We start from the raw sequence: 25,566 nt of genomic DNA, 5'->3' as shown, positions 1-25,566 counted from the left end.
GACTTTAGCGTTTAGGGTCACCTACAAAACCTTCTTGCAACTGTTCCAACCAAATAGCTGCGTCTTCCAATCTCGTACACACGTCCGAATTTTGAGCCAGCATCTTTTCACCAATCTCGTCCTCAAAGTTTTGTGGGCGAACGAGGGAATTTCTGCAAAGAGATAATAATATCTGGTGCCCATCAGATGTAGTGACGAAGGCGGTGGGTCTGATGTCGAAAACCTGCTCCGGTAATCCCAACTGCGCGACGCGCAGGTCCCAGACGCCCACCTGCCGCTTTGGCTTGCCGGAGGCATGGCCACTGAGGTCGAAGCACTGTGCCTGGCCCAAGCGGGACCGAACACCTCAAAGCCGGCGCAAGAGCAACGGGCTTATCGCGGATCTAAACTCCGCCGCCGGTCAGCGTCGCGATAGCATCCTTGACCCGCGCCGCGTGATCGCGGTCGGCCGCCGCTGAGTGTGGATCAGCAAAATGCCCGCTGTCATTGTCGAAATACAGCCCCGAGGCATTGGCAAATTCGTCCGACAGCGCGGCCCGTCGCAGGATATCAGCGCCGATCGCCAAGTCATTGCCGGCCATTCCAAAACCCTCTCGGACCATCTTTGAGGCCAGAAGCGAGCCAGGGTTGACCGCGACGAAGACTGGGCCTTTTGGGTGCGCGCGCGCCATTTCCCGTGACCAGATCGTGATCGCCAGCTTGCTTTGCGCATAGGCCTCCATGTCACTCAATTGCCGCTTACCGTGCATCGCTTCTACATCCACCGGCGCCTGCGCGGCCGATGAAAGGTTCACCACGCGCCCTTCGGCTGGGATGATCGGCAACAGCCGTCGGGTCAGCACATGGGGCGTCAGCGCGTTTACCACGAACCGAACATCCATCCCGTCAGCCCGGCGTGGGTGCGGAGTCTTGTAGACACCGGCATTGTTGATCAGAACGTCCAGCCGGTCGTGCCGGGCGCGCACGGCGTCTGCAAGCGCGGCGGCTTCGTCCAGATCGGAAAGATCGGCGCGGAAGGTCTCGGGGTTGCCGCCAACCGTCTGCGCGGCGGCCTTCAGCTTGTCAGAGCTGCGTCCGTGCAGCAGCACGCGGTGGCCTTCGGCCGCCAGTGTCTTGGCGGTCAACAGGCCGATGCCGTCGGTCGCGCCGGTGATCAGGATAGTCTTGGGCATTGCGGCCTCCTTGGGGATGAAATCAGTCGTGAAACTCGGGCAGAACCTCTTCGGCCAGCCGGTGCAGGGTGGGTTCGATCCCGGCCACGTTAAAGCGCAGGTTCAGTGCCACGTGGTTGATGCCCAAATCGCGGATCTCGTGCAGGTAGCGGCGCAGGTAATCGGTGCCGGCACTGAACCCAAGATGGATCGGGCGCGGCGGAGCGTCGGCTTGGTCCACCAGTTCAACATAGAGCGACTGCATCACCGGTTTGTCGGGCAAGCCGGCCTGTGCTACGCGCGCTCGATAATCGGCCACAACGCGGGACTGCGCCGCCGCACCACGCGGATAGGTCATCCAGCCGTCACCGTGGCGCGCCACCCACTCTGGCGTCTGCTGGCTGCCACCGGTGATAAGCAGCGGCAGGCGCCCGGCGGCAGGCTTAGGCAACATGTCGATACCGCCCGAGAGGTCGCCCTGCGGGTTGTCCAGTCGCGGGTAATCCTGCGCCATGGCGCGGATATAGGCGAGGCTGTCACGGAAGCGCGCCCCGCGATCAGAGAAATCCTTGTTCAGCGCCGGGTATTCCTCGGGACGATCCCCCGAGGCCACACCCAGAAGCAGCCGCCCGCCCGACAGCTGGTCGGCCGAGGCTGCCGCCTTGGCCACATGGGCCGGGTGCCGTAATGGCAGCACGATCGAAGCCACGCCAAGCGCGATGTCGCGCGTCGCAACACCCAGCGCGCCGAGATAGACGAAAGGATCGAACACCTGTCCCGCATCGCCGAACGAGGGCACGTTGAAGGGCACGTCTCGCAGCCAAAGCGCGGCAAAGCCCAGTTCGTCGGCCAGCACGGCACGCTCCAGATGGCGCGTCATAGTAGGTACCGGATCGTTGCGGTTTGCCTCGAGCGGGACCACAAGCCCAATGCTCAGCCTACCAGGGCGGAACACCGCGTTGAACGCGCGGTTGAGCGGCGCGAAGTTTGGCGTGTTGGATTTGTCCAGCATTTTCTGCCTTTCTCAGAACCGCACCAGCGCCCGGCTTTCCAGGCTTTTGCGGATGGTTTGCCGGTCGGGATCTTCGGCAAGATCAATCGCGCTGTGGCCCACCGTTGGACGGCCGCGATTGTCGTAGATGTTGAACCAGACGATCTCGTCCGGCGTCATGCGCGACAGATACACCCAATCATGACGCGGATTGGCCGCCAGACCGAGGATACGACCGCGCCGGTCGGGATAGATCAGGTCGATGTTGATCCAGTCCGCGTCGTCCACGGTTGCAGGGCGTACGAAACCCAGCGGGGCGGTGTTGATCGGGTTTTCCACCGGCCGCCACAGGTTAACGAAGGCGTAATGCCCCGCCGCCCAATCGCGCGCCCGCTCGGGCCCGAGGATGTCCACCAGCCGCTGGTGCGCACCTTGCGGGCTCAGGTCGCTGTGCACGTTGCGCGCGGGGCGGCGGTTGGCTGCCGGGTCGTCAATGCGCAATGTGTGGTCGAAGAACAGCACCTCGCGCGCGCCGATCCGGTCGCACAGCAGCTCGGCCAGTTCGCGGTCGTAGACCTCCTGCCAGCCGGGGGATTCGAAACTGGTCACCCGCGTCGGTGCCACACCAAATTCGAACCCGTCAGAGACAAAGCTGGCCCCTGCCCGCCCGGCACGCAGATCGGTCAGCGCCACCTCGGTCGCGGCCAGTTCGGGCGAGACCAGATTGCCAGCGATGCTGTCCGCGTCCAGCACGAATGCCTGCGGCGCGGGCTTGTGAACATGATAATTGACGGTTCCGGTCCGGGTCATGAAAGCCTCCTTGGGGGTGCCGGCCCGGCATACCGGGCCAGTGCTGCATTCAGGCGAGGTCGTCCTGCCCCGCGATCAGGTAGTGATGGCTGACCGAGCCCTTGGTGCGGGAGGCCAGGTGCGGTGCATAGGCCGGGTCCGCCATGAAGGCGCGGGCCGCCTCTTCCGAAGGCCACTCGATGATGATCCTCAGCCCGGCGGGCTGATCCTCGCCTTCCATCTGCGCGTGGGTCGCGGTACGCGCAAGATACTTGCCGCCATGTGCCGCCACGCGTTCGTTGGCGGTGGGCAGGTAGCCGGGGATCCAGTCCTCGGCGGTGGGGGTGACGTCCAGAACGGAATAATAGGTCATCGTGTATCTCCTTCGGGGTCAGAACCAAGCGACGGTGTCTTGCATCGTGCGGCGGGTCTTGGGGAATTCAGGATCTTTCGCGCGATGACCAAAGGCGAACATCACCGCCGGTTTCCATTTCGCGGTATCGACGCCGAAATGTTCGGCCAGCGTCTGCGTCGTCCGCTCCATGTCGAAGCCCTCGATCGGGCAGCTGTCGATCCCCATCAGCGCACCGGTGGTCATCATGTTGGCCAGCACGATATAGGCCTGCTTGCCCGACCAGTCTGTGATCTCGCGGTCAGAGGTGATCTTGTGATCCTCGGCCTGGAACTTGCCGTATGCGCCGTTGAAGATCTCGATCACTTCCTCGGGCAGCTGCTTCACTTGCCGGTAGTGGTCTTGCAGATAATCCGATCCGGCGCGCATCAGTTCACCCGTCGCCGCCAGAATGATGCCGAAATGGCTGGCGGTGCCAAGCTGGCCGGTCGACCCGTTCATCATCCCGTTGGCACCCCATGAAAACTCGCGGAACAGCTCGCGCTTGTCGGGCGACTGGATCATCAGGATGCGGAAGGGCTCGTTCCCGAACGAAGTGGGCGAAAGGCGTGCAGCCTCGAGGATCGTCTCGAAGTCAGCGTCGCTCACCTTGCGTTCAGGGTCGAAGATCTTGGTGGCATGGCGAGAATTGAAGGCCTCAATGATCTGCGCGTTGATATCGGTCTTCACCTCGGTGATCGCGTTCATTTTATGTCTCCGTTGGGGTGTGTGTCGGTGTGCACCTGACTTATCACTTGCAAGAACAAGAAAAAGATGGTGAAAAATAAGTTCAGTTTTCGCATTTTGGATATAATCAATATGGATACCGACAGCCTGCGCCTGTTCGTCATGGCGGCCGAACGGCTCAATATCAGCGCCGCCGGGCGCGAGCTTGGCCTTGCACCGGCGGTTTCGAGTGCCAGGCTGGCCAAGCTTGAGAACGAACTTGGCGTCGAGCTTTTGCACCGCACCACGCGCAAGGTATCGGTGTCATTAGAAGGGTCGGAGTTTCTGCCTTATGCGCGTGAAATTCTCGCCCAGACGGATGCAGCGCGCGCTGCCCTCGGAGGCACGGATACCGGCCCCACAGGCACCTTGCGTTTCGCAGCCCCCAGCAGTTTTGCCCAGTTGCACATCATGCCGCTGTTGCCCGAGTTTCATCAACGCTATCCCGACCTGACGCTGGACCTGCGACTGTCGGACAAGCCCTTCGACGCCATCGAGGGCAGTTTCGACCTAGCCCTGCGCAACGCGCCTCTGGCCGATAGCAGCCTCAAGGGGCGCAAACTTTCAGATGACATCCGCCTGCTCTGCGCTGCGCCGGAATATCTCGAGCGGCACGGAGTGCCTTCGACACCCGAGGAACTGACGGAGCATCGTTTCATCGCGTGGGCCAATCTCGACCGGCGCGAACTGGTTGATCCTGCTGGTCAGAAGGCGATCCTGAACCCGCGCGCGATGATCAGCCGAACCATCGTCGATGACGGCACTGCGCAACGCGAGGCAACGCTTGCCGGAGCGGGGCTTTCGATCAACTCAATCTGGAGCGTGGCCCATGAACTGCGCTCCGGGCGGCTCAGGCAGGTATTGCCTGACTGGCGGCTGAATGATCATGCAGGGCTGTGGCTGATCTATCCGCGCTCGAACGTGCTGACGCCCAAGACACGAATCTTCATGGATTTTCTCGTCGAAAAACTCGGCGGCAGGTCAGGCACCGGCTGGGTCGAAGCGCAGCAGGACAGCTTGTAATCGTGCATCGCGTTCGCGGACAGGTGCAGTTCAAGTTTCGCAATGGTGATGGTGGCGGAGAGACAGGGATTCGAACCCTGGAGACGGTTTCCCGCCTACACACTTTCCAGGCGTGCGCCTTCGACCACTCGGCCACCTCTCCGTGCCGGCGATATTTGGACGAATGCCGTCGGATTTGCAAGGCCCCAATTCGACGAATTCAGGGGAATAGCGCAATTTAATCAATGCACCCACCGACGGGTGATCACAGGTCAACACGTGCTGCGATCTGGCCCCTCAAATCTCATCACCGGCATCCGGGTCCATATCCGCCTCGGTCAAATCCGACGGAGCCTCTGCAACTTTGCGTGGCTTATCCTGCACAGGTGCGGAAGGCTCCTGCTTGCTCGGGTCAGATGCCCGCAGGGTTTCGGGATTTCGCAGCCAGACATCACGTTGTGCGAATGGAATCTCGATCCCTGCTTCCGAGAATCTACGGTTGATTTCATGGTTCATGTCAGATTTCACCGACAAAACCCAATTCACATCCCGCAGGATCGCCCGTATTTCAAAGTCTAAGGAATCTGCTCCGAACCCCTGGAACACGACGCTTGGTGCCGGGTTGGCCAAAACCATCGGATGGCTGTTGGCGATTTCGCCCAGAATGGTTTCTACCAGACGCGTATCAGTTCCGTATGCAACACCCACCGGAACGATCACCCGCCCGATCGTATTGCCGCGGGTATAGTTCGTTACGACACCGCTGATCAGGTCAGAGTTTGGAACGATGACATCCGTCCTGTCGAACGTCTCGACCCGGGTCGAACGAACGGAAATGTCCTTAACATATCCCATCATGCCGTTAACATCGATCCAATCCCCCTTGGAAATCGGACGCTCGACCAAAAGGATGATGCCAGAAACGAAGTTCGACACGATTGTCTGCAAACCAAAGCCGATGCCAACAGACAGCGCACCAGCGACGATCGCCAGCGATGACAGATCAAAACCGGCCACCATGATTGCCACCAACGCAGCAAGGAATATGCCAACGTATCCCGAACCAGCGACAATCGCGTTTTGGCCACCCGGATCTATGTTGGTTTTCGGCAAAAGCGAATTGCGCAGCCCGCTTTGCAACAGACGCGTCAGCGTATAACCGATTGCAAACACGGCAACAAAGGTCAGAAAGTTGCTGGGCGAAATTGTGACACCACCGATATCAAAACCAAGCAGCAGGCGCGACCATGCTTCCAGCAGGTCTGTTTCCCGCGCACCCCAATAGATCGCCAGAATGGGAAGCGCCAAGATGGCCAATGCAAACCCGACCAGCACGGAAAAAAGCGAATCCCCTGCGGCTTCGCCCTGCCCGGTGACCCAACCGTAAATCTGACTGATGAACCGTTGCAGGATGACCAAGGCCCCGATCAGCACCAATGTCTTGACGGCAGGAAACACGATTGCTTCGGCCGCATTGGTGTATCCGAAAATCGCCATTAAAGGAGACATGATCCCCAAAAGGAACAAAGCCCGGCGCAGGAACTCGACCAGTTGACTGAAACCCGCGGAACGGGTCGAGCCAGCTTGATCCGGAGGCCCGTCGGTTGTTCGAATCTGACGTACTCGCAACAACAACAAAGCCGTCGCGACAATGACCGGGAAACTGACTACGGCGCGAGTCGCGTCGGAAATGTTTTCGATCCGTTCGAACAAAAACGCCAATTCGTGCAAAACCAGCATCAGGGCAAGCAGATCGATATACACGCGCAGTTCAGTGATGCGCGCAGCGGACAGACGTTTGAACCCTTGCGACGCGCCGATCACGTATACTTGGCGACCAATCCAGTCATAGAAAAACACGATCGCCGCCCAATACGGAACATTCTGAAGCAAAAGACTGCCCCGCAGACCCGGAACGCCTGTGAGACTGATCGCCGTGACCACGGCCACCACACCGATCCATGGCAACAGAATTCGCAATAGTGAGATTACGAACGACCAAACCCCCGTCCCGGCCCCGCCGAGTAACCTCAGGTAGTCGCCTCCAAGTTCAGACCACCGTTTGCCAAAGATCAGCAGCACGGCTGAAATGACCAGAAGTATGAAAATTGCGAGCCCACGAGCGCGAATTTGCTCGCGCACGACATCTGAACGCAAATTTGTGATCGTTTCGTTTACCAGGCCTTGAACGGCCTCTTTGACATCCACCCATGCCGGACCCCAATACGCCGGGTTGATCGGCGACGGGCCCTGTTCAAAGAACTCTTTTTTCTGGCGTGCGCGAAGAATCTGATCAATTTCGCTGATCAGCCCGTTCGCACGGCTATACGCTTCTTCGGAAATGATGCGCGGAACACGCAGGCTGTTGAGCTGTTCCTCAAGGTGAACGCGAAGATTTGCTATGTCTTCAGGTTCAGTCGTGTCCCCTTCGGGTTTGGGCCCCAACGCTTTTATCTGGCTTTCCAGCGTCGTTATACGGTCGGTATTTGCACCACGAGCTCGATTGAAGTCGTCCCTGTAACCATTTATTTCAGAACGTAAATTCTCCAGCGCAGCGTCAGATGCCCGGTTCGCCTCGATGACGGCTTCGGCCCGGCTCGCGGTTTTGACCCAGCCTTGGTAATACTCACTTTGACGATCCGTCAGCTGTGCAACAGCGCTATTCGAAAACCCGATAAAGCACAGGAATAGCAGGGTCAGAAACAGGCGGACCTGTCCAAGCATCACACGTCCTCGAAAACGCCGGGAATGCTGCGCGGTGCCTCGGTCATCCAATCCGGAACCGGAAGCTCTTTTTCACGCAGGAACTCGGGGTTGAACAGCTTTGATTGATAGCGTGTGCCATAATCGCACAGGATGGTCACAATGGTATGGCCGGGCCCCATTTCCTTGGCCAGGCGCACCGCCCCTGCCATGTTGATCGCGGTCGAGCCGCCCATGACCAGGCCTTCGTCACGCAGAAGATCAAAGATGTAGGGCAGCGCTTCGTTATCGGTGATCTGATAAGAAAAATCCGGCGTGAACCCCTCAAGGTTTTTGGTGATACGCACCTGCCCGATACCTTCGGCGATTGACCCACCTTCCATCGCGATCTCGCCTGTGGTGTAGTACGAATACAGGCCGGCCCCCATGGGATCGGCAAGACCGATCTTGACGCCCTTGGGCTGCAAAACTTCGGCAACGCCTGCCAATGTCCCACCCGACCCGACCGCGCTGACGAACCCGTCAACCTTGCCGTCTGTCTGCTCCCAGATCTCGGGGCCCGTGGTTTCCACATGTGCCTGACGATTCGCCACATTGTCGAACTGGTTGGCCCAGATTGCACCATTGGGTTCTGTCTGCGCCAATTCCTCGGCCAGACGGCGGGAATAGTGCACGAAATTGTTGGGGTTGCGATACGGGGCCGCGGGTACCTGAACCAACTGTGCGCCCGCCAGACGCAGCATATCCTTCTTTTCTTCCGATTGGGTCTCGGGGATAACGATAACCGTTTTGAACCCCATCGACGCACCGACCAAAGCCAGACCAATACCGGTGTTGCCGGCGGTGCCTTCCACGATGGTGCCGCCCGGTTTCAGATCCCCGCGTGCGATGGCATCTTTGATGATAAAAAGAGCAGCACGATCCTTTACCGACTGTCCCGGGTTCATGAACTCGGCTTTGCCAAGAATCTCGCATCCGGTCTCTTCGCTGATGCGGCGCAGCCGGATCAACGGTGTTTTTCCTACTGCGTCAGCAAGATCTCGTGCAATGCGCATGGTCGCCTCTTGTCATTTGGTATCTTCGAAGATTTACAGGCGCACTGCCGGGACCACAAGCGCGATAGTCACGCGCGCAAACGATCCCGATGGCGGGCCAGCCAGTAAGCCAGGGACACCAGCTGCAAATCCTTGAAAAGATGACGGTCTGTCATATCGATGAATTCGTCGAACGGCAGAATCCGACTGCGAATATCTTCGCCTTCTGTGTCCAGGCCACCGGTGATGGTTGTCTGGGTCAAGTTGCCAAGCCCGACATAGAGATACATGAAACCCGTCGACGACCCGCTGGAGGAATACGCCCCGCCCGCATATTCCAGCCTGTCAAATCGAACTCCGGCTTCTTCCATGGCTTCGCGATGTGCCGTCTGTTCCGGCGTTTCGCCGGGGTCGATCATCCCGGCAACCGCTTCCCAAAGCCAGGGCTCTGGATCGTCGATCAAAAACACCGGCGGTCTGAACTGCTCGACCAGAAGCACGGTGTCGCGGATCGGGTCATATGGCAGAACGGACACCGCGCTGCCCTGCATCAAACCGCCCCGGTGCAGCACGGGACCCATGCTGCCGTCATGCTGCCGGTGTTGAAGGTCTATTTCCTCCATCCCGAAATAGTCGACGTAAACGCGTTCGTGCCGGTGGACGATCACGTCTTCGGCTATGTTCCGCGGATCGCCGGTACGCCGCTGCCTGGCCATGATCTTTGCCCAGGCACGGGTTTGAATAGCACGGACGCTGCGCGCCATGGTTTTGGGATCGACTCTGCCGAAATAGGCCATTTCTTCTTCGGCGGCGAGCGCCGTAACCTCGCCCAATTTGTCTGCCCAGCCCTGCAACGACCACAACTCACCGGGTTGCCACGCGCCCGAGGTCGGGAAAAAGACCTGCGCCTGTGCTTCGCCCCCGTCCTCCAGAATGACATTCAACGATTTCAGGTCATAGTCGAAGGATCCTTCGTAATAAGCCAGTCTGGCCAGATCATCGGAGGACAGGCCCTGCACCAGCAGACCTTCGGCAGCGGCACCCTTGGCGGGAAGTATCATCGGGAAATCCTGCCCCTGGACCGCGTGAACAGCGTGATCGCACAGCTTGGCAGCGTGAAACGTTATTTCGCTCAGCGGACGGCCCAGGACACGCTGCAACAACGGCAGATACCGCAACGTTCCATAGAAGAACAAATCAGACAAATTCAATCTCTCTTGTGACGAAACGGTTCAGCGCCATTTGCGGCTGGCCTGTTCCGTGGCCAGACCGGCGACAACGGCGCCAAGTGCGAGTGCAACCAGAATTTCGGGATAGATCAGTTGCTTGCCATAATCGATACCGATCGAAAAAATGGCCATCACAGCTTCGAACGGGCCGCCATATCGATTGCGCATCGCAAGGTCGAACATACGGTAGCACCCCTGCACAAACAGCGCCCAGAAAACCAGCGAAGCAACGCCGGTCAGGCCGTTATTAATACCCGCTGTCCAACCACGCCCAGCGCGCTTGCCCATGATTTTCCAACCACAGATCGCACCAAGAGCCATATTCACATAGGTGAAGTAGCCATAGTCCTTACCCTCTTCGCCGTTTTCGATAACCATGCTTGAAACAAGAAAGGCCAGCACGACGAGACAAACAGCGGCGACGAGACGCGAGGCAGTGGGCATGTGACGGTCCGTGAGTTAACTTGGTTTTGCTATTGTGATCTGTGTCACATCGCAATTGCCCGTGTCAAAGGCCGCACCGCACGCAGTCAAATAATAATTCCACATGCGGCGGAAACGCTCATCAAACCCCATGTCCGAGATCTGATCCCATTTGTCGTTGAACGTTTCATACCAACGGCGCAGAGTCAGATCATAGCTTTTCCCGAATTCCTTCGAATGCACGACTTTCAACCCGGCCTGATCGATCTGCTGACGCAGGATGGTCGGCGACGGTAGCATCCCGCCGGGAAAGATATATTTCTGAATGAAATCAACGCCATTCTTGTAAAAATCCCAGCGATGATCACCCACCGTGATGATTTGCAAGGTTGCCTGGGCACCGGGCTTCAACCGCTCACGAACGGTTTCGAAATAGACCGGCCAGTATTTCTGACCCACGGCCTCGAACATTTCGATGGATGCGATGCCGTCATAGACCCCGCGTTCATCCCGATAGTCTTGAAGCTTGAATTCAACCCGATCTGATAAACCTGCTTTTTCAATACGTTCCTTGGCGTACTTGAATTGCTCCTCACTGATGGTCAGGCCGGTGACACGCAAACCTCGTTCCTTTGCGGCATATTCCGCGAAGCCGCCCCAGCCACATCCGATCTCCAGTACATGGTCACCCGGTTTGGCACCCATCTCATCCACAAGACTTGCGTATTTGGCTATCTGGGCCTTCTCGAGGCTTTCCTGCCCAGACTCAAAAATCGCGCTGGAATAGGTCATCGTGTCATCCAGCCAAGAACTGTAAAATTCGTTACCCAGATCGTAGTGATACGAGATGTTCTTTTTGGCTTGCGCCCTGTTGTTTCTGTGCAGCCAGAACCGCAGCCGTTCATAGGCCTGAACAAGAAACTGGCCCGTAAACCCGTCATAAACGGTCTCGGTTCCAAGATGCACAAGATCCATGAAAGACCGCAGATCGGGTGTGCTCCAATGTCCGTCCAGATACGCATCGGAGAAACCCAGTTCACCTTCGCGGATCAGGCGCGCAAAGACATCGTCGTCGTGAATATCGACCTGCGCCACCGGCCCGGGCTTTGCGCCTTCTGCGCGAAACGTGCGACCGTCGGGTAGTCTGATATCAAGACGCCCGGTTTCCATCCGGTTCAACATTTTAAAGACTTGGGCGAAATATCTGGGCAGGTCTTTTTGCCCTTCGGTCGTCGTCAGGATCATCCGCTCTCCCCTCTGCGGTACGCGTACAAAGCTAGGCGGCGAAATTGTTTCTGGCAAGTTTTCAGTTCCTTAGTGGGATTTTCGGCTTTCATATGCGCGCAACGCGCGAGTCCGCCCTTCGGGCAATTCGACTATCGGTTTGGGGTAATCCGCATCCGGACGCAGCCCCCATGAACGCGGGACGGCATCAAAATACGACAGGGCGGTTTTGGTGGGTTCGGAATAACCTTCGGCAATCCAACGATGCGCATAGTTCCCGTCGGGATCAAATTTCTCGGCTTGCGTCTGGGGATTGAAAATCCGGAAAAACGGGGATGCATCGGGCCCAGATCCAGCAACCCACTGCCAGCCCATGGCATTGCAGGCCGGGTCCCAGTCGATCAGGCAATCCTCAAACCAATTCATCCCTATTTTCCAGTGGGTCATAAGATGCTTGGTCAGATAGCTTGCGACAATCATCCGAGCCCGGTTATGCATTCGACCCGTCACATACATTTGCCGCAGCCCAGCATCGACGACAGGTATTCCAGTTCTGGCCTGCTGCCACGCGGTGACTTCGGGATGGTCCGGATCGGTATTCCAGGGAAAACTGTTCCATTCCGGCTTCCAGTTGGAAGCCACCAGTTGGGGCGTGTGATACATCAGGTGATAGGCAAACTCGCGCCAGACGAGTTGACGTAGATAGGCATCGGCACCGGGTGTTCCAGTCAATGCGGCCCTTTGGACCATATGCCAGACTGTACGCGGCCCGATTTCACCCAAAGACAGGTATTCCGACAGGTTGGAAGTTCCGTCTTGATCCAACCTGTCCCGGTTGTTGGAATAGTGAGAAATTCGCCCAAGAAACGCCTCGAGATGATCCAAGGCGGCCTGTTCGCCGGGATTTACATGAGGGCGAACGACGGCCGCGCCCCTGTTCATGGCATCCCCCATCTGCCAATCGCTCAATTTGTCAGAAGCGGGCCACGACATCGGGGCCTGCAAATCGGCAACCCGCGCGTCGGGAAATTGTACATCCCGCCCCTGAACCGCACGCCACATGGGCGTGTAGACCCGAAACGGATTTCCTGTTTTTGTAGCGACAGTCCAGGGCTCAAAAAGAAGATGCCCCGCAAATGACTTTGCCGTCACTCCTACTTTTGTAAGCACAGACTTGATCGTCTTGTCGCGTTCGATTGAGGCCGGATCGTAAGCGCGAGACCAGAAGACTGAGGTTGCGCCGGTCTCGGCCATGACCTGCTGCACCTGTTCAAGTGCGTCGCCGCGTCGGAAAATCAGTCGGCTGCCCATATTGGCCAGTGACGCTGTGAAAGCCTCCAACCCCAAACCCAACCGCCACTTCGGCGCGGCCCCCATCTGTTCGACAAGGTGGTCATGAATAAACAAAGGTATGACCGGACGGCCACTTTCGGCCGCTGCAGTCAACGCGGGGTGGTCCGACAGACGCAAGTCCCGTCGAAACCACAAAATGATCGGAGCCTGCTGTTGCTTCACAATACGCCCTTGAGGTTTTTTGATTTCTACGCACCCTCAAGAGTAGTGGATCACAAAACGCGCTCAAGAGCCTCTAAAAGCTGATCAATTTCCTGCTTCGTGGTGTAGTGAGTGAAGCTGACCCTCAAAACACCCTGCGCCGGGTCGACGCCCATCGCCTGCAAGGGGCGCACCGCATAGAAGTCTCCGCCACCAGCCATGACACCATATTGCGCCAGTTCCGCCGCAACCGGTTCAGCCGGACGGTTCAACGAAAGCGCGACGGTGGGCGCGCGCCGACTGGCGTCGGAAGGACCGATCAGGCGCACAGCGTTTCGATCCTTTACCGCATCTAGAACCGGTTGCAGCAATGACTCTTCGTGTGATCGCATCAGATCGTGGACAAATACGCCCTGCTCCGCCGCGCCCGCCTCAGGCCCGCCATGGTGGGCGCAAAGCAGCTCAACATAATCCGCCATACCTGCACTGGCCGAAATCTGCGCGTGATCGGGTCCCGCCGGGGTGAACCGCTTGTACAGGACGTCACCGTTGAAATAATGCGCCTGGTTGGGCAACAGCTCACCCAATGTGCGGCGGACCACCATGCACCCCTGGTGCGGGCCATAGGTCTTGTACGCAGAAAACAAATAGATATCCGGCCCCAGATCGCCAACATTCGGAAATCCGTGCGGGGCGTAGGATACGCCATCAACGCAGACAAACGCACCCGCCGCATGCGCAATAGCAGTGATCTCGGTGACCGGATTGATCTCGCCAACGACATTTGAGCAATGCGGGAAACAGACCAGACGCACTTTTTCGTCCAGCATGTTTTCCAGATCCTGAGGGTTCAGCGACCCGGTTTCGGGGTCGATTTGCCATTCCCTCACCTCTATCCCGGCCTCGACCAGACGACGCCACGGGCCAGAGTTGGCTTCGTGATCCTGATTGGTCACGACGATTGCCTCGCCGGGCTTCATCCATTGCCGGAACGCCTGCGCCAGGACATAGGTATTCTGGGTGGTTGAAGGACCAAAACTCAGTTCATCCGTGTCGACGCCCAGAATGGCAGCCATACGCGCACGCGCCTCGTCCATTTCGGCGCCCGCAAGGCGGCTGGCCTCGTATGGGGCGTAAGGCTGAACCTTGCGCTGCGTGTAGAACCGCGTCAGCCGGTCGATCACTGGTTTGCAGGTGTAAGACCCACCTGCATTTTCGAAGAACGCCTGCCCTTGCAGGCTGGGTTCTGAAAAGGCCGGGAACTGCGCCCGAACGAAATCGATATCCAGAGAGCTCATGCCTCATTGCTCCTTAGTTGTGCAGTCAGATCAATGAGATGCCCGCGCATGTTTCCGGACATCTCAGAAATCATGGCAGGTCTTCCAGCCCAGCCTGTGCTTGGGCCTTTGGCCGACGAAACACGGGGCAGCCCTTCGCCTTGGAAGGACACCGATACTTAGACAGGGCCGCCCACAACCGTCAAGCGAAAGCAAAACGCAAAAGCCCCGGCTCGACGCCGGGGCTTTGAAAGCTTGCGGAATTGTCCGGCGATTCCTCTCGCCTCAACCCTGAACCTTGGTATAGGTCCCTTCGCCCGCGAGAATTCCTCGGAAGCCGCCGGGCTCATCAAGTCCGAAGACGATCAGGGGCAGATTGTTGTCGCGTGCCAAGGCAATGGCCGAAGCATCCATGACCCGCAAACGTTTGGCCAGCACGTCATCATAGGTCACGGTATCATAGCGTACGGCGTCAGCGTGTTCCGCTGGGTCTTTGTCATACACGCCATCCACTCCGTTCTTGCCCATGAAGATCGCCTCGCACGCCATTTCGTTGGCGCGCAGGGTGGCTGCGGTGTCTGTCGTGAAATACGGGTTGCCAGTACCGGCGGCGAAAATACAGACCCGCTTTTTCTCGAGGTGCCGAACAGCCCGGCGACGGATATAAGGTTCGCACACCTCGTCCATGCGAATGGCCGAGATCACGCGGGTGAACACTCCGATCTCTTCCAGTGCGGATTGCATCCCCAGCGCGTTCATCACCGTGGCCAACATGCCCATGTAATCCGCCGTTGTCCGCTCCATGCCTTGGGCTGAACCGCTCAGGCCGCGAAAAATGTTTCCGCCACCGATGACCATGCAAATCTCGACGCCCAGATCGTGAACCGATTTCACTTCTTGCGCGATGCGTTGCACGGTTGGCGGGTGCAAGCCGAATCCCTGATCCCCCATCAACGCCTCGCCTGAGATTTTCAACATGACCCGATTGTACTTTGTTTTCGGGGTCTCGGCTGTTTCAGAAGAAGGGGAAAGGCTCATGTTGCGCTCCGGGCTGGCACGGGGTTAATTTCCGGCGCAAAATGAAGCAAAAGCTCCGCAGGTTCAATGCGGTTGGTGAGGATAGAGGCAACCGCGCATGACCCGGCGATCAACAGACCTGCTTTTTCGGCAACTGCCGCCTGTTCCGGACGACAAGCCGGTTCTGATTGCGGGGCCTACGGCATCCGGGAAATCAGCGCTGGCGCTGGAGATCGCCGTACGCCATGGCGGGGTTATCGTCAATGCGGATGCAAGCCAGGTTTATGACTGCTGGCGCGTCATCTCGGCCCGGCCATCCGCCCAGGAAGAAGCCCGCGCGCCGCATCTGTTGTACGGGCACGTCGCCTATGATCAGGATTATTCCACCGGCCATTGGCTGCGCGAGGTCCTGCCCCTGCTAACGGGGCATCAACGCCCGATCATTGTCGGTGGGACAGGATTGTATTTCTCGGCCCTGACCGAAGGCATGGCCCAAATCCCTGCGACGCCACCCGAAGTTCGGGCCGAGGCCGATCAGATGCCCATGGCAGACCTTCTGGAGGGGGTCGATGCAGACACGCTTGCAAAGCTGGACATACACAACCGTGCCCGCGTGCAACGCGCATGGGAGGTGCAGCGCGCCACAGGTCGCAGCCTGTTGTCCTGGCAAGCCGAAACGCCCCCACCGGCACTTCGGCTGAACGAGACCCTACCAATCGTTTTTGACGTTGATAAAGCGTGGCTGCTGAACAGGATAGAACGCCGCTTTGACCAGATGCTGGAACAGGGCGCGATCGAGGAAGTGCGTGCCATGCAGGACCGGTTCGATCCCACCCTTCCGGCCTGCAAGGCCATAGGCGTGCCGGAACTCAGGGCATATCTGGACGGCGCGATGACTTTGGATCAGGCGCGAGAGCGCGCAACCATAGCGACGCGGCAGTTCGCCAAGCGTCAGCGCACCTGGTTTCGCGCCCGAATGAAGGCCTGGAATCACGTCGATCCCTCTGTGTGATACCCGGCACGTCTGACGTTGCACGAACAAGGCGCCCGCCAAGTCTCAAAGCTTAAGAGAACTTAATGATTTGCTGCGGTTTCCCTTAACAAACCGGGAAAAGAATGGGGAAGTCGGCATCGTTTTGGACGGCCTGAAGAAATGCGTCTCAACGACTTCAACAGATCGCGAATGTCGTTTTTGTACTACTTATGACGATTTCGAACATTGACCTTATCAGAAATCTGGTGCCGAATAACGACATGGGGATGACCAGAGTCCAAAAAACAAAATCCTTTGCTCTGGCGACCGTGAAAATCCGGGTCGCGTAGAGCCATAATCAATCAACAAAATCAGTGTCACAGGGAGACATCCATGACGAATACCGTATCCACCGAAGACAAGGTGCACTGGGCGGCAGCGATGCACGCTCAGGAATACCGCGACGGCAAGCTAAGCCGAAGGGAATTCATGACACGCGCAACCAGTCTTGGGGTTACTGCCGCAGCGGCCTATGGCATGATCGGATTGCCGACACCTGCTTTGGCCGAAACAGCAAAGCAGGAAGGCGGCACGCTGCGTGTGCAGCAGGAAGTCCGCGCCCTCAAAGATCCCAGAACCTATGACTGGTCGCAGATCGCAAACGTGACGCGCGGCACGCTGGAATATCTGGTCGAGTACAACTCGGACGGATCGTTCCGTGGCATGCTGTTGGAAAGCTGGGAAGTCAACGACGACGCGACCGTTTACACTCTGAATGTCCGCCCGGGCGTCAAGTGGAACAATGGCGACGATTTCACGGCTGATGACGTTTCCCGCAACATCGCGCGCTGGTGCGACAAGAGCTCGGAAACCAACTCGATGGCGGGCCGCTTTGCAACCCTGATTGACGCGGATACCGGTCAGGCCGGTGAGGGTGTCATCGAAGTCGTCGACGCAACCACGGTCAAACTGAACCTGCCAAAGCCGGATATCACCCTTATTCCTGGCATGGCCGATTATCCCGGCGCGATTGTTCACAGCTCGTTCAGCGAGACTGACCTGCTGAACAATGTGGGAACCGGCCCATATCTGATGGACGAACTTGAGGTTGGCGTTAAAGCCGTTCTGGTTCGCAACCCGGATCACACCTGGTGGGGTGAAGAAGTGTATGGCCGCCCTGCCCTGGATCGTATCGAGTACATCGACTACGGAACCGACCCTTCTGCCTGGTTGGCGGCGCTGGAATCCGACGAAGTCGACATGCTGTATGAATCGGTGGGTGAATTCATCGACGTGATGGACGGGCTTGGCTATGTGAAGTCAGAAGTGGTAACCGCCGCGACCATCGTTATTCGTCCCAACCAGCTGGCCGAGATCGACGGGCAGAAGCCTTATGCGGACAAACGTGTCCGGCAGGCCCTTCAGATGGCCGTAGACAATTCAGTTTGTTTGGAACTGGGCTATGGCGGTCGCGGAGCGCCGGCGGAAAACCATCACGTGGCGCCGCTGCATCCGGAATATGCCGAGCTTCCGCCGCAAAAGGTTGATCCAGCAGCAGCCAAGGCGTTGATGGACGAAGCCGGTTTCGGAGATTTCGAGCACGAGATCATCTCGATCGACGATGACTGGCGTCGCAACACCACAGATGCCGTTGCCGCGCAGCTGCGCGATGCCGGGATCAAGGTCAAGCGGACCGTTCTGCCGGGCAATACCTTCTGGAACGACTGGGCCAAGTACCCGTTCAGCTCGACCAACTGGAACCCGCGTCCGTTGGGTGTTCAGATTTGGGCGCTTGCTTATCGTACGGGCGAAGCCTGGAACGAGTTCGGCTATGCGAGCCCCGAGTTTGACGCCATTCTGGAAGAGGCGCTGGCCATTGCCGACGCGGACAAGCGTCGCGAAGTCATGGCGCGTGGCGAAGCACTGCTTCAGGAAGATGGGGTTACTATTCAGCCCTATTGGCGCTCGCTCTATCGCCACATGAAGGAGGGTCTTGTTGGAACCGACATGCATGTGACCTTCGAACACCATCACTACAAGTGGGGCTGGGCTGCCTAAGCACTGCAATCCACACACGAGGGGCGCCTGACACGGGCGCCCCTTTCCAGCCGCAGACTTGCCGACGCGGGGTCGGACGTCCGAGGCCAGAAAATGGTCCAATGATCTGCGGAATACCTGAACAACAGGGGCCACCATGGGACTATTTATCCTACGACGGTTCGGAGTGATGCTGCTTACGGCATTATGTCTGACATTCGTCGTCTTTTTCCTGACCAACCTATACCCGAACCTTGAAAAGCTAGCGAAAACGCAGGGCAACCAGCGTATGTCGGATGAGCAGGTCGAAGCCTGGTTGGAAAACCGCGGCTACTTGCAGCCGACACTCGTTAAATACGGCCAATGGTTGGGCGTGATGCCCGGGTTCCAGAATACACTGGAAGATGGCCAGTTCGTGGGAACCTGCACAAGACCCGGTTCGACGGCAGAGGACACGGCAAGATATTGTGGTGTTCTTCAGGGCGATTGGGGATACTCAACCGTTTTCAAGGAAGAAGTCGGAACCATCGTTGGCAAGCGCTTGGGCAATACAGGTTACCTGATGTTCTGGGTTTTGGTCCTGATGGTGCCATCTGCACTGATCGTTGGCGTACTGGCCGGTATGCGAGAGGGATCAGCCCTGGATCGATCATTGTCGACCTTCTCAATCATCACGACAGCGACGCCGGAATATGTATCGGGCGTTATCTTCATCGCGATTTTCACCTCGTCCACCGTGGGGCTGAAATGGTTCAAGGGAACCGCGACGCAAGCGATGGAGAACCCGACATTCGAGAACTTCTTCCTGCCGGTTCTCACCATTGCGCTGTACGGTATGGGCTATATCGCCCGGATGACCCGCGCTTCGATGACCGAAGTGATGACGGCGCAATACATCCGGACCGCACGGCTGAAGGGTGTCTCGTTCCCGAACATCGTCATGAAACACGCGTTGCGCAACGCACTGATCGCGCCGTTCACGGTTATCATGCTGCAGTTCCCATGGCTGCTGAACGGCGTGGTAATCGTTGAAACCCTGTTCAACTACAAGGGTTTCGGCTGGGCGCTTGTTCAGGCAGCAGGCAACAACGACATTCAGCTTCTGCTGGCGATCTCGGTCGTGTCGGTCTTCGTGGTTCTGATAACGCAGCTGATCTCGGATATCGGCTACGTTTACCTCAACCCGCGCATTCGCATTTCATAAGGAGGGTGAGATTATGGAACCACTAACCTGGACCGGCTCTATCGCCTTCCTGAACCCGCTGCTGATGATTGCACTGGCCGCACTTTTGCTGTCGATCCTGGTCTGGATCATCGCCAGTATCTTTTTGCCTGAACAGCAGATTGTCGTGAATCCGGATGGATCCGTCAGTTCTGGCGGCGGTGTCCGTGGATTGATCCAGCTTGCGCTGCATTACAGTTTCCTTGCCAGCGTGGGATTGGCCGTGGCTTATCTGGTGCTGGGCATCCTGATGGGCACTGGCGCAGGGATCATCGGCGCCATTTCCCAGCAATTCCTGCCTGTATGGGTCGCGCTGATCATCATGTTCGCCATGTCCATCGCCTTCAAACGACGGTTGGGGTTGTACGGCAAACTGTATGACAGTCCCATCGGAATGATCGGCTTTGGCCTTGTGATGTTCTGGGTCTTTACCGGCATCTTCGGCGCGCTTGATCTGATCGTGACCCATGACCCGCTGACACAGATCTCTGGCATGAAGAACAAAGTGCCGGGAACGCCTCTGCCAAATCTGGAGGACGGCGAGTATGCTTGGTATCTTCTGGGCGGTGACAATCTGGCGCGCGACGTATTCAGCCGGATGGTCAAGGGGGCCTGGGTTGTGGTGCAAATTGCACCGCTGGCAACGATGTTCGCCTTCATGGTCGGCATTACGCTGGGGCTTCCCGCCGGTTACTATGGGGGCCGTTTTGATACGTTCCTGTCCTTCCTCGCCAACCTGATCCTCGCCTTCCCGGTGATCCTGCTGTTCTACCTGCTGGTGACACCGGAGATCGTGGCGACCGGGGTGCCGAACTACATGGCGGCCGTGCTGTTCGTGTTCCCGATTCTGTTCATCGGCGTATTGCTGAATTCACGCTATTACACGCGCCCGAATTTCCGTACGCCGTTGCTTATCGGTGTTCTGGGTGTTGCGATCTGGCTGTATCTGTCGCTGATTTCGACCGGTGGCTACATCATCAATACCGAGGCCTACCGGATCTGGGGTCTGCCGACCTATCTGGACCTGTTCGATATCCCCGGCGGTATTCTGGTGGTGTTCGTCTCGGTGGTGTTCGTCAACTCGCCCACGGTCTTCCGTATCGTGCGCGGCCTGGCGCTGGACATCAAAACCCGCGATTACGTGGCTGCGGCCCAGACACGCGGCGAAGGGCCGTGGTACATCATGCTTTGGGAAATCCTGCCCAACGCCCGTGGCCCCCTGATCGTCGATTTCTGTCTGCGCATCGGGTACACCACCATTCTTCTGGGGACTTTGGGCTTCTTCGGACTGGGCCTTCCGCCGGAAAGCCCGGACTGGGGATCCACGATCAACGAGGGGCGCAAGCTGCTGTCGATCTACCTGCACCCTGCCCTTCCTCCTGCCTTTGCCCTGCTGTCGCTGGTTCTTGGTCTGAACCTGCTGGCTGACGGTCTTCGCGAGGAAAGCCTGAAGGACTGATGTGATCGAGGCCGGGGGGCCAGCCCCCCGGACCCCCCGGGATATTTTTGGCCAGATGAAGGGGATCCCCGCATTTGGTGAGGAGTAAGCAAAATGAGCAAAATGGCGGATTATGACGGCCCGATCCTGGAGATCGACAAGCTGTCCATCTCATTCTTTACCCGCCTGCGGGAAATCCCCGCCGTGATGGATTTCTCGGTCAGCGTAGAGCCCGGCGAAGCCGTGGGGCTGGTTGGTGAATCCGGTTGTGGCAAATCGACCGTGGCACTGGGCGTGATGCAGGATCTTGGTAAGAACGGTCGCATCGTCGGTGGCACGATAAAGTTCAAGGGCCGCGATCTGGCAGAGATGTCGGCCGAAGAGTTGCGTGACATTCGCGGCAATGAAATCGCGATGATCTATCAGGAACCGATGGCATCGCTGAACCCGGCGATGAAGCTCGGCAAACAATTGATGGAAGTGCCGATGATCCACGAAGGGGTAAGTCAGGAAGAGGCTTATTCCCGTGCGCTGGAAGTGGTGACGGACGTTCGCCTGCCAGACCCCGAGCGGATGTTGAATTCGTTTCCGCACCAACTGTCGGGTGGTCAGCAACAGCGGATCGTGATTGCAATGGCGCTGATGTCGAAACCGGCGCTGTTGATCCTGGACGAGCCGACAACGGCTTTGGACGTGACCGTCGAGGCCGCCGTGGTCGAACTGGTCAAGGATCTGGGCAAGAAATACGGCACCTCAATGCTGTTCATCTCGCACAATCTCGGGTTGGTTCTGGAAACCTGCGACCGTCTGTGCGTGATGTATTCGGGTGAAGCGGTCGAGCGTGGCTCGATCAAGGATGTGTTCGACGAGATGCAGCACCCTTATACACAGGCGCTGTTCCGTTCGATCCCGCTGCCGGGGGCTGACAAGAACACGCGTCCGCTGGTGGCTATTCCGGGGAACTTCCCATTGCCCCACGAGCGGCCTCCGGGTTGCAACTTTGGACCGCGGTGCGACTATTTCGAAGAGGGGCGCTGTGACGCGAAGGAAATCCTGATGGAGGCCGTTCCGGGAAATGACCGGCACCACACCCGCTGCCTTAAATTCCAGGAAATCGACTGGAACGCCCCACTTGCGCTGGCCGATCAGAAAGAAAAGGGTGAAATCGGCCGAACGGTTCTGAAAATGGACAACCTCAAGAAATATTACGAGGTTGCGGCAAATGCCTTGTTTGGCGGCGGTGAGAAGAAGGTGGTGAAGGCCAACGAAACGCTCAGCTTCGAGGCGCACGAGTCCGAGACACTGGCCATCGTGGGGGAATCCGGCTGCGGCAAGTCCACCTTCGCCAAGGTCCTTATGGGATTGGAGACGGCCACAGACGGGCAGATCCTGCTGGACAACCGCAACATCGAACAGGTGCCCATCGAAGAACGCGATGCCAAGACGATCGGCGAAGTTCAGATGGTTTTCCAGAACCCGTTCGACACGCTGAATCCGTCGATGACCGTTGGCCGTCAGATCATCCGGGCGCTTGAAATCTTCGGTGTCGGAAACTCTGAAGCCGAGCGAAAGAAGCGGATGCTGGAACTGCTTGATCTGGTGAAGCTGCCGCGCGCCTTTGCAGACAGGATGCCGCGACAGCTGTCCGGCGGGCAGAAACAGCGCGTGGGTATCGCGCGCGCCTTTGCCGGCGATGCGCGTATCGTTGTGGCGGACGAACCCGTCTCGGCGCTGGATGTGTCGGTTCAGGCTGCCGTGACGGATCTGTTGATGGAGATACAGCGACAGCACAAGACCACGCTGCTCTTCATTAGCCACGATCTGTCCATCGTGCGTTACCTCAGTGACCGGGTCATGGTGATGTATCTGGGCCATGTCGTGGAATTGGGCACGACGGATCAGGTCTTTGCCCCGCCCTATCACCCCTATACCGAGGCGCTTCTGAGCGCGGTTCCGATTGCGGATACCTCGATCGAAAAGCAGCATATCGTTCTGGAAGGCGATATTCCCTCGGCCATGAACCCGCCACCAGGCTGTCCGTTCCAGACGCGTTGCCGATGGAAATCCGAGGTGCCTGACGGTCGGTGCGAATCCCATGTGCCGCCGGTGCAGACGCTGGCAGATGGGCATCAGGTGAAATGTCACCTGGCCGAGGATATTCTGGCCCGGATGGAGCCGGTGATAAAAGTCGCGGCGGAGTAAACCTGTTTCTGAACCTTGAAAAAGGGCCGGTCAAGGACCGGCCCTTTCTTTTGGCGCCGTGATTTGTGGGGAGACAGACGGCGCTTGGGAGTGGCGTGAGTGGCGATCCCGGTAATTCGTCAGCCAGTCAAAACGTTGTTGCCGAAATGCATGAACTCCCGGTTCATGCCGGCAATGTCACCGGCTTCAAGCTGAAGGCTGGCGCTGTCGAGCATCCTGTAGCTCTGCTGTCCCTTCACCCAGTCATCGGCAGATTGCAGCGTGGTCAGCGTGTAGGACGTGACCTCATTCAGGTAATGTGTGGGGATGATCACCTTGGGCTGGAGCTTGGACACGATGTCGTTGCCCTGATCGAAGCTGAGAATATGTTCCGAGCCATCCACCGGCAGGGTCAGAACATCCACCTGACCGATTGCGTCCCAGAACTCCTGCGGCGGGTTGTGGCGGTTGTCGCCCCAGATCAGCGTTCGAATGCCGCCGGTCTCGACCAGATAGACGACCATATCCATGTGGCCCACGTTGTTCGGCGGGCAGGCTTCCACGCCGAACTCGGCCAGCGCATTGGTCCAGTCATACCATCCCGGCGCGACACAGGCGTGCTTGTCGGCAAAGCCGGTGATCTTGATGTCAGCAAACTCGAAATTGCCGACCATCCGATCCAGCACCATGGTCGAGCTTGGGCGTTCAATCGCATCGTGATCGAAATGGGCATGGGTCGACAGGGTGATGTCCACCGGGATTTGCGGGAATTCGTTGCGGAACCAAAGACCCCACGCGCCCGACGGATCATCCCGCCAGGGATCAAACAGCACTGTTGCCCCGTTGGGCGAGGTGATCTTGATCGCACAATGACCATAATAGTCGATGCCAACCGTCCCGGTGCTGGCCTGACCCGTTGTGCCTTGCAGATCGATCACATGGTTGTTGTTGCCCGGCTGTAGCCACGCCTGAGATTGCGCCTGTGCCGATCTTGCACCCAGCACAGAAGCGGTCGCGCCGACCCCGGCAGCGCCTGCCGCCATGAAGAACGACCGGCGCGACAGCCCCGGCGCCAGATGATCCTTGTCCTCGTTCAGGATGGTTGGTTTCAGATCTTTGCGATCCATTTTCGTGTACCTCTCTGTTGGACCCGCGCAGTTTTTCCGCGCGTCCCAGCCAAAGGTAACAAGCCAGCGCATATTGGCTCAGACCGAAAAAATGGGGGCGGAATGTGGGGGAAAAACCCATATTCCGCATTCACGAAATCGAGAGCAAATGACTGCGCAGGTTCTGGCTGCGCCCTTCGAGGCCCAGCTTGCGGCGGATGTTGTTGCGGTGAAAATCAATTGTCGATGTTTCCCGCGACAGGGCCTTGGCAATGTCTTTGGTCGTTTTTCCAAACATGACCATCTGCGCAATCTCGATCTCGGTCGGGGTCATCACTGCAAATGCATCTGTCAGTTTGTCCGACAGTGCAGACGTGAGCTCGTTCAGGTTTTTCTCGGCCAGTTCAAGATAGACATACTGCGCTTCGTCCCCGGCAAGCTGCGCCCGGACCTTTTCGAGATATGGCAAAACCCGGCTGCGCACCTGTTCGACTATTTCGTGATCGCGGCTTTTTCGATCATCATCCAGACTGGACAGCAGGACGCGCAGCGCCGTGTTGGTTTCCTGCAACTCGCGGGTACGATCCGCGACACGGGTTTCAAGCTGCGCCAGTGTTTCGTTGAGCTTTTCTTCCAGCGCGCGGCGCAGGTAAACCTCTTGCAACAAAGCCAAATCCGACTCGACCATGCGTGCGAACTGCGCCAGCCCTTCGCGGAACAACAAGGCACGGCGGTTCTGCTTGCGATCCAGAACACAAATCGTTCCGAATACCGATCCATCGGGCCATTTCAGCGGCAGGCCGATGTAAAATGTCATCCCGTGTTCCAGATCGTCATTGTCGGCCCAAACCGGATCGCATGCAGCATCTTTGACCACCAATTCTCCGTCCCGCTGCAAGACGCCCTGACAATACAGCTTGGGGTTCAACTGGAAACTCAAGCCGACCGGATATGGGTTTTCGGGATGATCCGAGGTGATCAGAACCGCATGATCCGGCGCGTCGGTTTTCATGATCAGGCTTGCAGGCACATCCGCCAGCTCTGCGACCAGATCAACCAGTTGCTGCCAGTTTGCCAGCGTTTCTTGCGGGATCTCAGGGTGGTCAACAGGCATGAGGCGGCCTCACCAGTTACTGGAGGATACCCTTTCAGGTTAGT

At 58.0% G+C, this 25,566-nt stretch carries 22 protein-coding genes and 1 tRNA gene; 6 read left to right on the top strand and 17 right to left on the bottom strand.

From position 1 onward, the window contains the following. Positions 1 to 4: 4 nt before the first annotated feature. From GS620_RS01975 to GS620_RS01950, 6 genes are read right to left on the bottom strand one after another with little or no spacing between them, the layout of a single operon-like run. Positions 5 to 331, bottom strand: a complete 327-nt coding sequence (locus tag GS620_RS01975) for a hypothetical protein (protein ID WP_171613819.1) — start codon at positions 329 to 331, stop codon at positions 5 to 7. 52 nt (positions 332 to 383) lie between these two features. After that, complete coding sequence (locus GS620_RS01970) at positions 384 to 1,172, bottom strand: SDR family NAD(P)-dependent oxidoreductase (protein WP_171613817.1); 789 nt, start codon at positions 1,170 to 1,172, stop codon at positions 384 to 386. A gap of 22 nt (positions 1,173 to 1,194) precedes the next feature. Beyond that, entirely contained in the window at positions 1,195 to 2,163 is a 969-nt protein-coding gene (locus tag GS620_RS01965; RefSeq protein WP_171613815.1) for an LLM class oxidoreductase, read from the bottom strand. Positions 2,164 to 2,175: 12 nt separating this feature from the next. Further along, positions 2,176 to 2,952, bottom strand: coding sequence for a CmcJ/NvfI family oxidoreductase (locus GS620_RS01960; RefSeq protein WP_171204640.1), 777 nt, complete (start codon positions 2,950 to 2,952; stop codon positions 2,176 to 2,178). 49 nt (positions 2,953 to 3,001) lie between these two features. Next, positions 3,002 to 3,304, bottom strand: coding sequence for a DUF1330 domain-containing protein (locus GS620_RS01955; protein WP_171116251.1), 303 nt, complete (start codon positions 3,302 to 3,304; stop codon positions 3,002 to 3,004). Between the two features lie 18 nt (positions 3,305 to 3,322). Then, a complete protein-coding gene (locus tag GS620_RS01950) occupies positions 3,323 to 4,030 on the bottom strand; it encodes an NAD(P)H-dependent oxidoreductase (protein WP_171204639.1) in 708 nt (235 codons plus the stop codon). Between the two features lie 111 nt (positions 4,031 to 4,141). On the opposite strand from GS620_RS01950, the gene GS620_RS01945 reads away from it, so the two are divergent. Next, on the top strand, positions 4,142 to 5,071 hold the full coding sequence (locus GS620_RS01945) for a LysR family transcriptional regulator (RefSeq protein ID WP_171613813.1): 930 nt from the start codon (positions 4,142 to 4,144) through the stop codon (positions 5,069 to 5,071). A gap of 52 nt (positions 5,072 to 5,123) precedes the next feature. Here the strand turns inward: GS620_RS01945 and GS620_RS01940 are convergent. The 9 genes from GS620_RS01940 to pyrH form a co-directional block, all read right to left on the bottom strand. Then, positions 5,124 to 5,213: transfer RNA gene (locus GS620_RS01940), tRNA-Ser, on the bottom strand. Positions 5,214 to 5,347: 134 nt separating this feature from the next. Further along, the gene (locus GS620_RS01935; RefSeq protein WP_171613811.1) at positions 5,348 to 7,774 is read right to left on the bottom strand and encodes a DUF3772 domain-containing protein; all 2,427 of its coding nucleotides are present in this window, start codon (positions 7,772 to 7,774) and stop codon (positions 5,348 to 5,350) included. Next, positions 7,774 to 8,808, bottom strand: coding sequence for a cysteine synthase A (locus GS620_RS01930; RefSeq protein ID WP_171613809.1), 1,035 nt, complete (start codon positions 8,806 to 8,808; stop codon positions 7,774 to 7,776). Before GS620_RS01930 ends, GS620_RS01935 begins: the two co-directional genes overlap by 1 nt. A 68-nt stretch (positions 8,809 to 8,876) precedes the next feature. Beyond that, positions 8,877 to 9,992: an NUDIX domain-containing protein gene (locus GS620_RS01925; RefSeq protein ID WP_171613807.1), complete on the bottom strand. Its 1,116-nt coding sequence runs from the start codon at positions 9,990 to 9,992 to the stop codon at positions 8,877 to 8,879. Between the two features lie 27 nt (positions 9,993 to 10,019). After that, positions 10,020 to 10,460 (bottom strand): TrgA family protein, encoded by a 441-nt coding sequence (locus GS620_RS01920; protein WP_171204634.1) that lies wholly within the window; start codon positions 10,458 to 10,460, stop codon positions 10,020 to 10,022. A gap of 15 nt (positions 10,461 to 10,475) precedes the next feature. Beyond that, positions 10,476 to 11,684, bottom strand: coding sequence for a cyclopropane-fatty-acyl-phospholipid synthase family protein (locus GS620_RS01915; RefSeq protein ID WP_171116263.1), 1,209 nt, complete (start codon positions 11,682 to 11,684; stop codon positions 10,476 to 10,478). 69 nt (positions 11,685 to 11,753) lie between these two features. Then, positions 11,754 to 13,178: a deoxyribodipyrimidine photo-lyase gene (locus tag GS620_RS01910; RefSeq protein ID WP_171613805.1), complete on the bottom strand. Its 1,425-nt coding sequence runs from the start codon at positions 13,176 to 13,178 to the stop codon at positions 11,754 to 11,756. 50 nt (positions 13,179 to 13,228) lie between these two features. Further along, a complete protein-coding gene (locus tag GS620_RS01905; protein WP_171613804.1) occupies positions 13,229 to 14,455 on the bottom strand; it encodes an aminotransferase class V-fold PLP-dependent enzyme in 1,227 nt (408 codons plus the stop codon). Positions 14,456 to 14,719: 264 nt separating this feature from the next. Further along, positions 14,720 to 15,472, bottom strand: a complete 753-nt coding sequence (gene pyrH / locus GS620_RS01900; protein ID WP_152457773.1) for a UMP kinase — start codon at positions 15,470 to 15,472, stop codon at positions 14,720 to 14,722. A 97-nt stretch (positions 15,473 to 15,569) separates the two neighbouring features. Between pyrH and miaA the strand changes: the two genes are divergently transcribed. The 5 genes from miaA to GS620_RS01875 all read left to right on the top strand — a co-directional run bounded on the left by miaA (position 15,570) and on the right by GS620_RS01875 (position 23,323). Then, the gene (miaA, locus tag GS620_RS01895; protein ID WP_171613803.1) at positions 15,570 to 16,463 is read left to right on the top strand and encodes a tRNA (adenosine(37)-N6)-dimethylallyltransferase MiaA; all 894 of its coding nucleotides are present in this window, start codon (positions 15,570 to 15,572) and stop codon (positions 16,461 to 16,463) included. 354 nt (positions 16,464 to 16,817) lie between these two features. Beyond that, on the top strand, positions 16,818 to 18,482 hold the full coding sequence (locus tag GS620_RS01890; protein WP_171613802.1) for an ABC transporter substrate-binding protein: 1,665 nt from the start codon (positions 16,818 to 16,820) through the stop codon (positions 18,480 to 18,482). Between the two features lie 136 nt (positions 18,483 to 18,618). Then, positions 18,619 to 19,665 (top strand): ABC transporter permease, encoded by a 1,047-nt coding sequence (locus tag GS620_RS01885; protein WP_152457770.1) that lies wholly within the window; start codon positions 18,619 to 18,621, stop codon positions 19,663 to 19,665. 13 nt (positions 19,666 to 19,678) lie between these two features. Then, on the top strand, positions 19,679 to 21,142 hold the full coding sequence (locus GS620_RS01880) for an ABC transporter permease (RefSeq protein WP_152457769.1): 1,464 nt from the start codon (positions 19,679 to 19,681) through the stop codon (positions 21,140 to 21,142). Between the two features lie 93 nt (positions 21,143 to 21,235). Continuing rightward, entirely contained in the window at positions 21,236 to 23,323 is a 2,088-nt protein-coding gene (locus GS620_RS01875; RefSeq protein ID WP_171613801.1) for an ABC transporter ATP-binding protein, read from the top strand. 119 nt (positions 23,324 to 23,442) lie between these two features. Here GS620_RS01875 and GS620_RS01870 read toward each other — a convergent pair whose 3' ends face one another. Together GS620_RS01870 and GS620_RS01865 are read right to left on the bottom strand one after the other, a co-directional pair. Next, positions 23,443 to 24,429 (bottom strand): MBL fold metallo-hydrolase, encoded by a 987-nt coding sequence (locus GS620_RS01870; RefSeq protein WP_171613800.1) that lies wholly within the window; start codon positions 24,427 to 24,429, stop codon positions 23,443 to 23,445. A gap of 130 nt (positions 24,430 to 24,559) precedes the next feature. Further along, positions 24,560 to 25,522: a LuxR C-terminal-related transcriptional regulator gene (locus GS620_RS01865; protein ID WP_171613799.1), complete on the bottom strand. Its 963-nt coding sequence runs from the start codon at positions 25,520 to 25,522 to the stop codon at positions 24,560 to 24,562. Positions 25,523 to 25,566 lie beyond the last annotated feature (44 nt).

The organism is Ruegeria sp. HKCCD6428, assembly GCF_013110595.1.
In the GTDB taxonomy this organism is placed as follows: domain Bacteria; phylum Pseudomonadota; class Alphaproteobacteria; order Rhodobacterales; family Rhodobacteraceae; genus Ruegeria.
The sequence above is the reverse complement of the archived record's forward strand: the minus strand, read 5'-3'. Positions and strand labels throughout refer to the sequence as shown.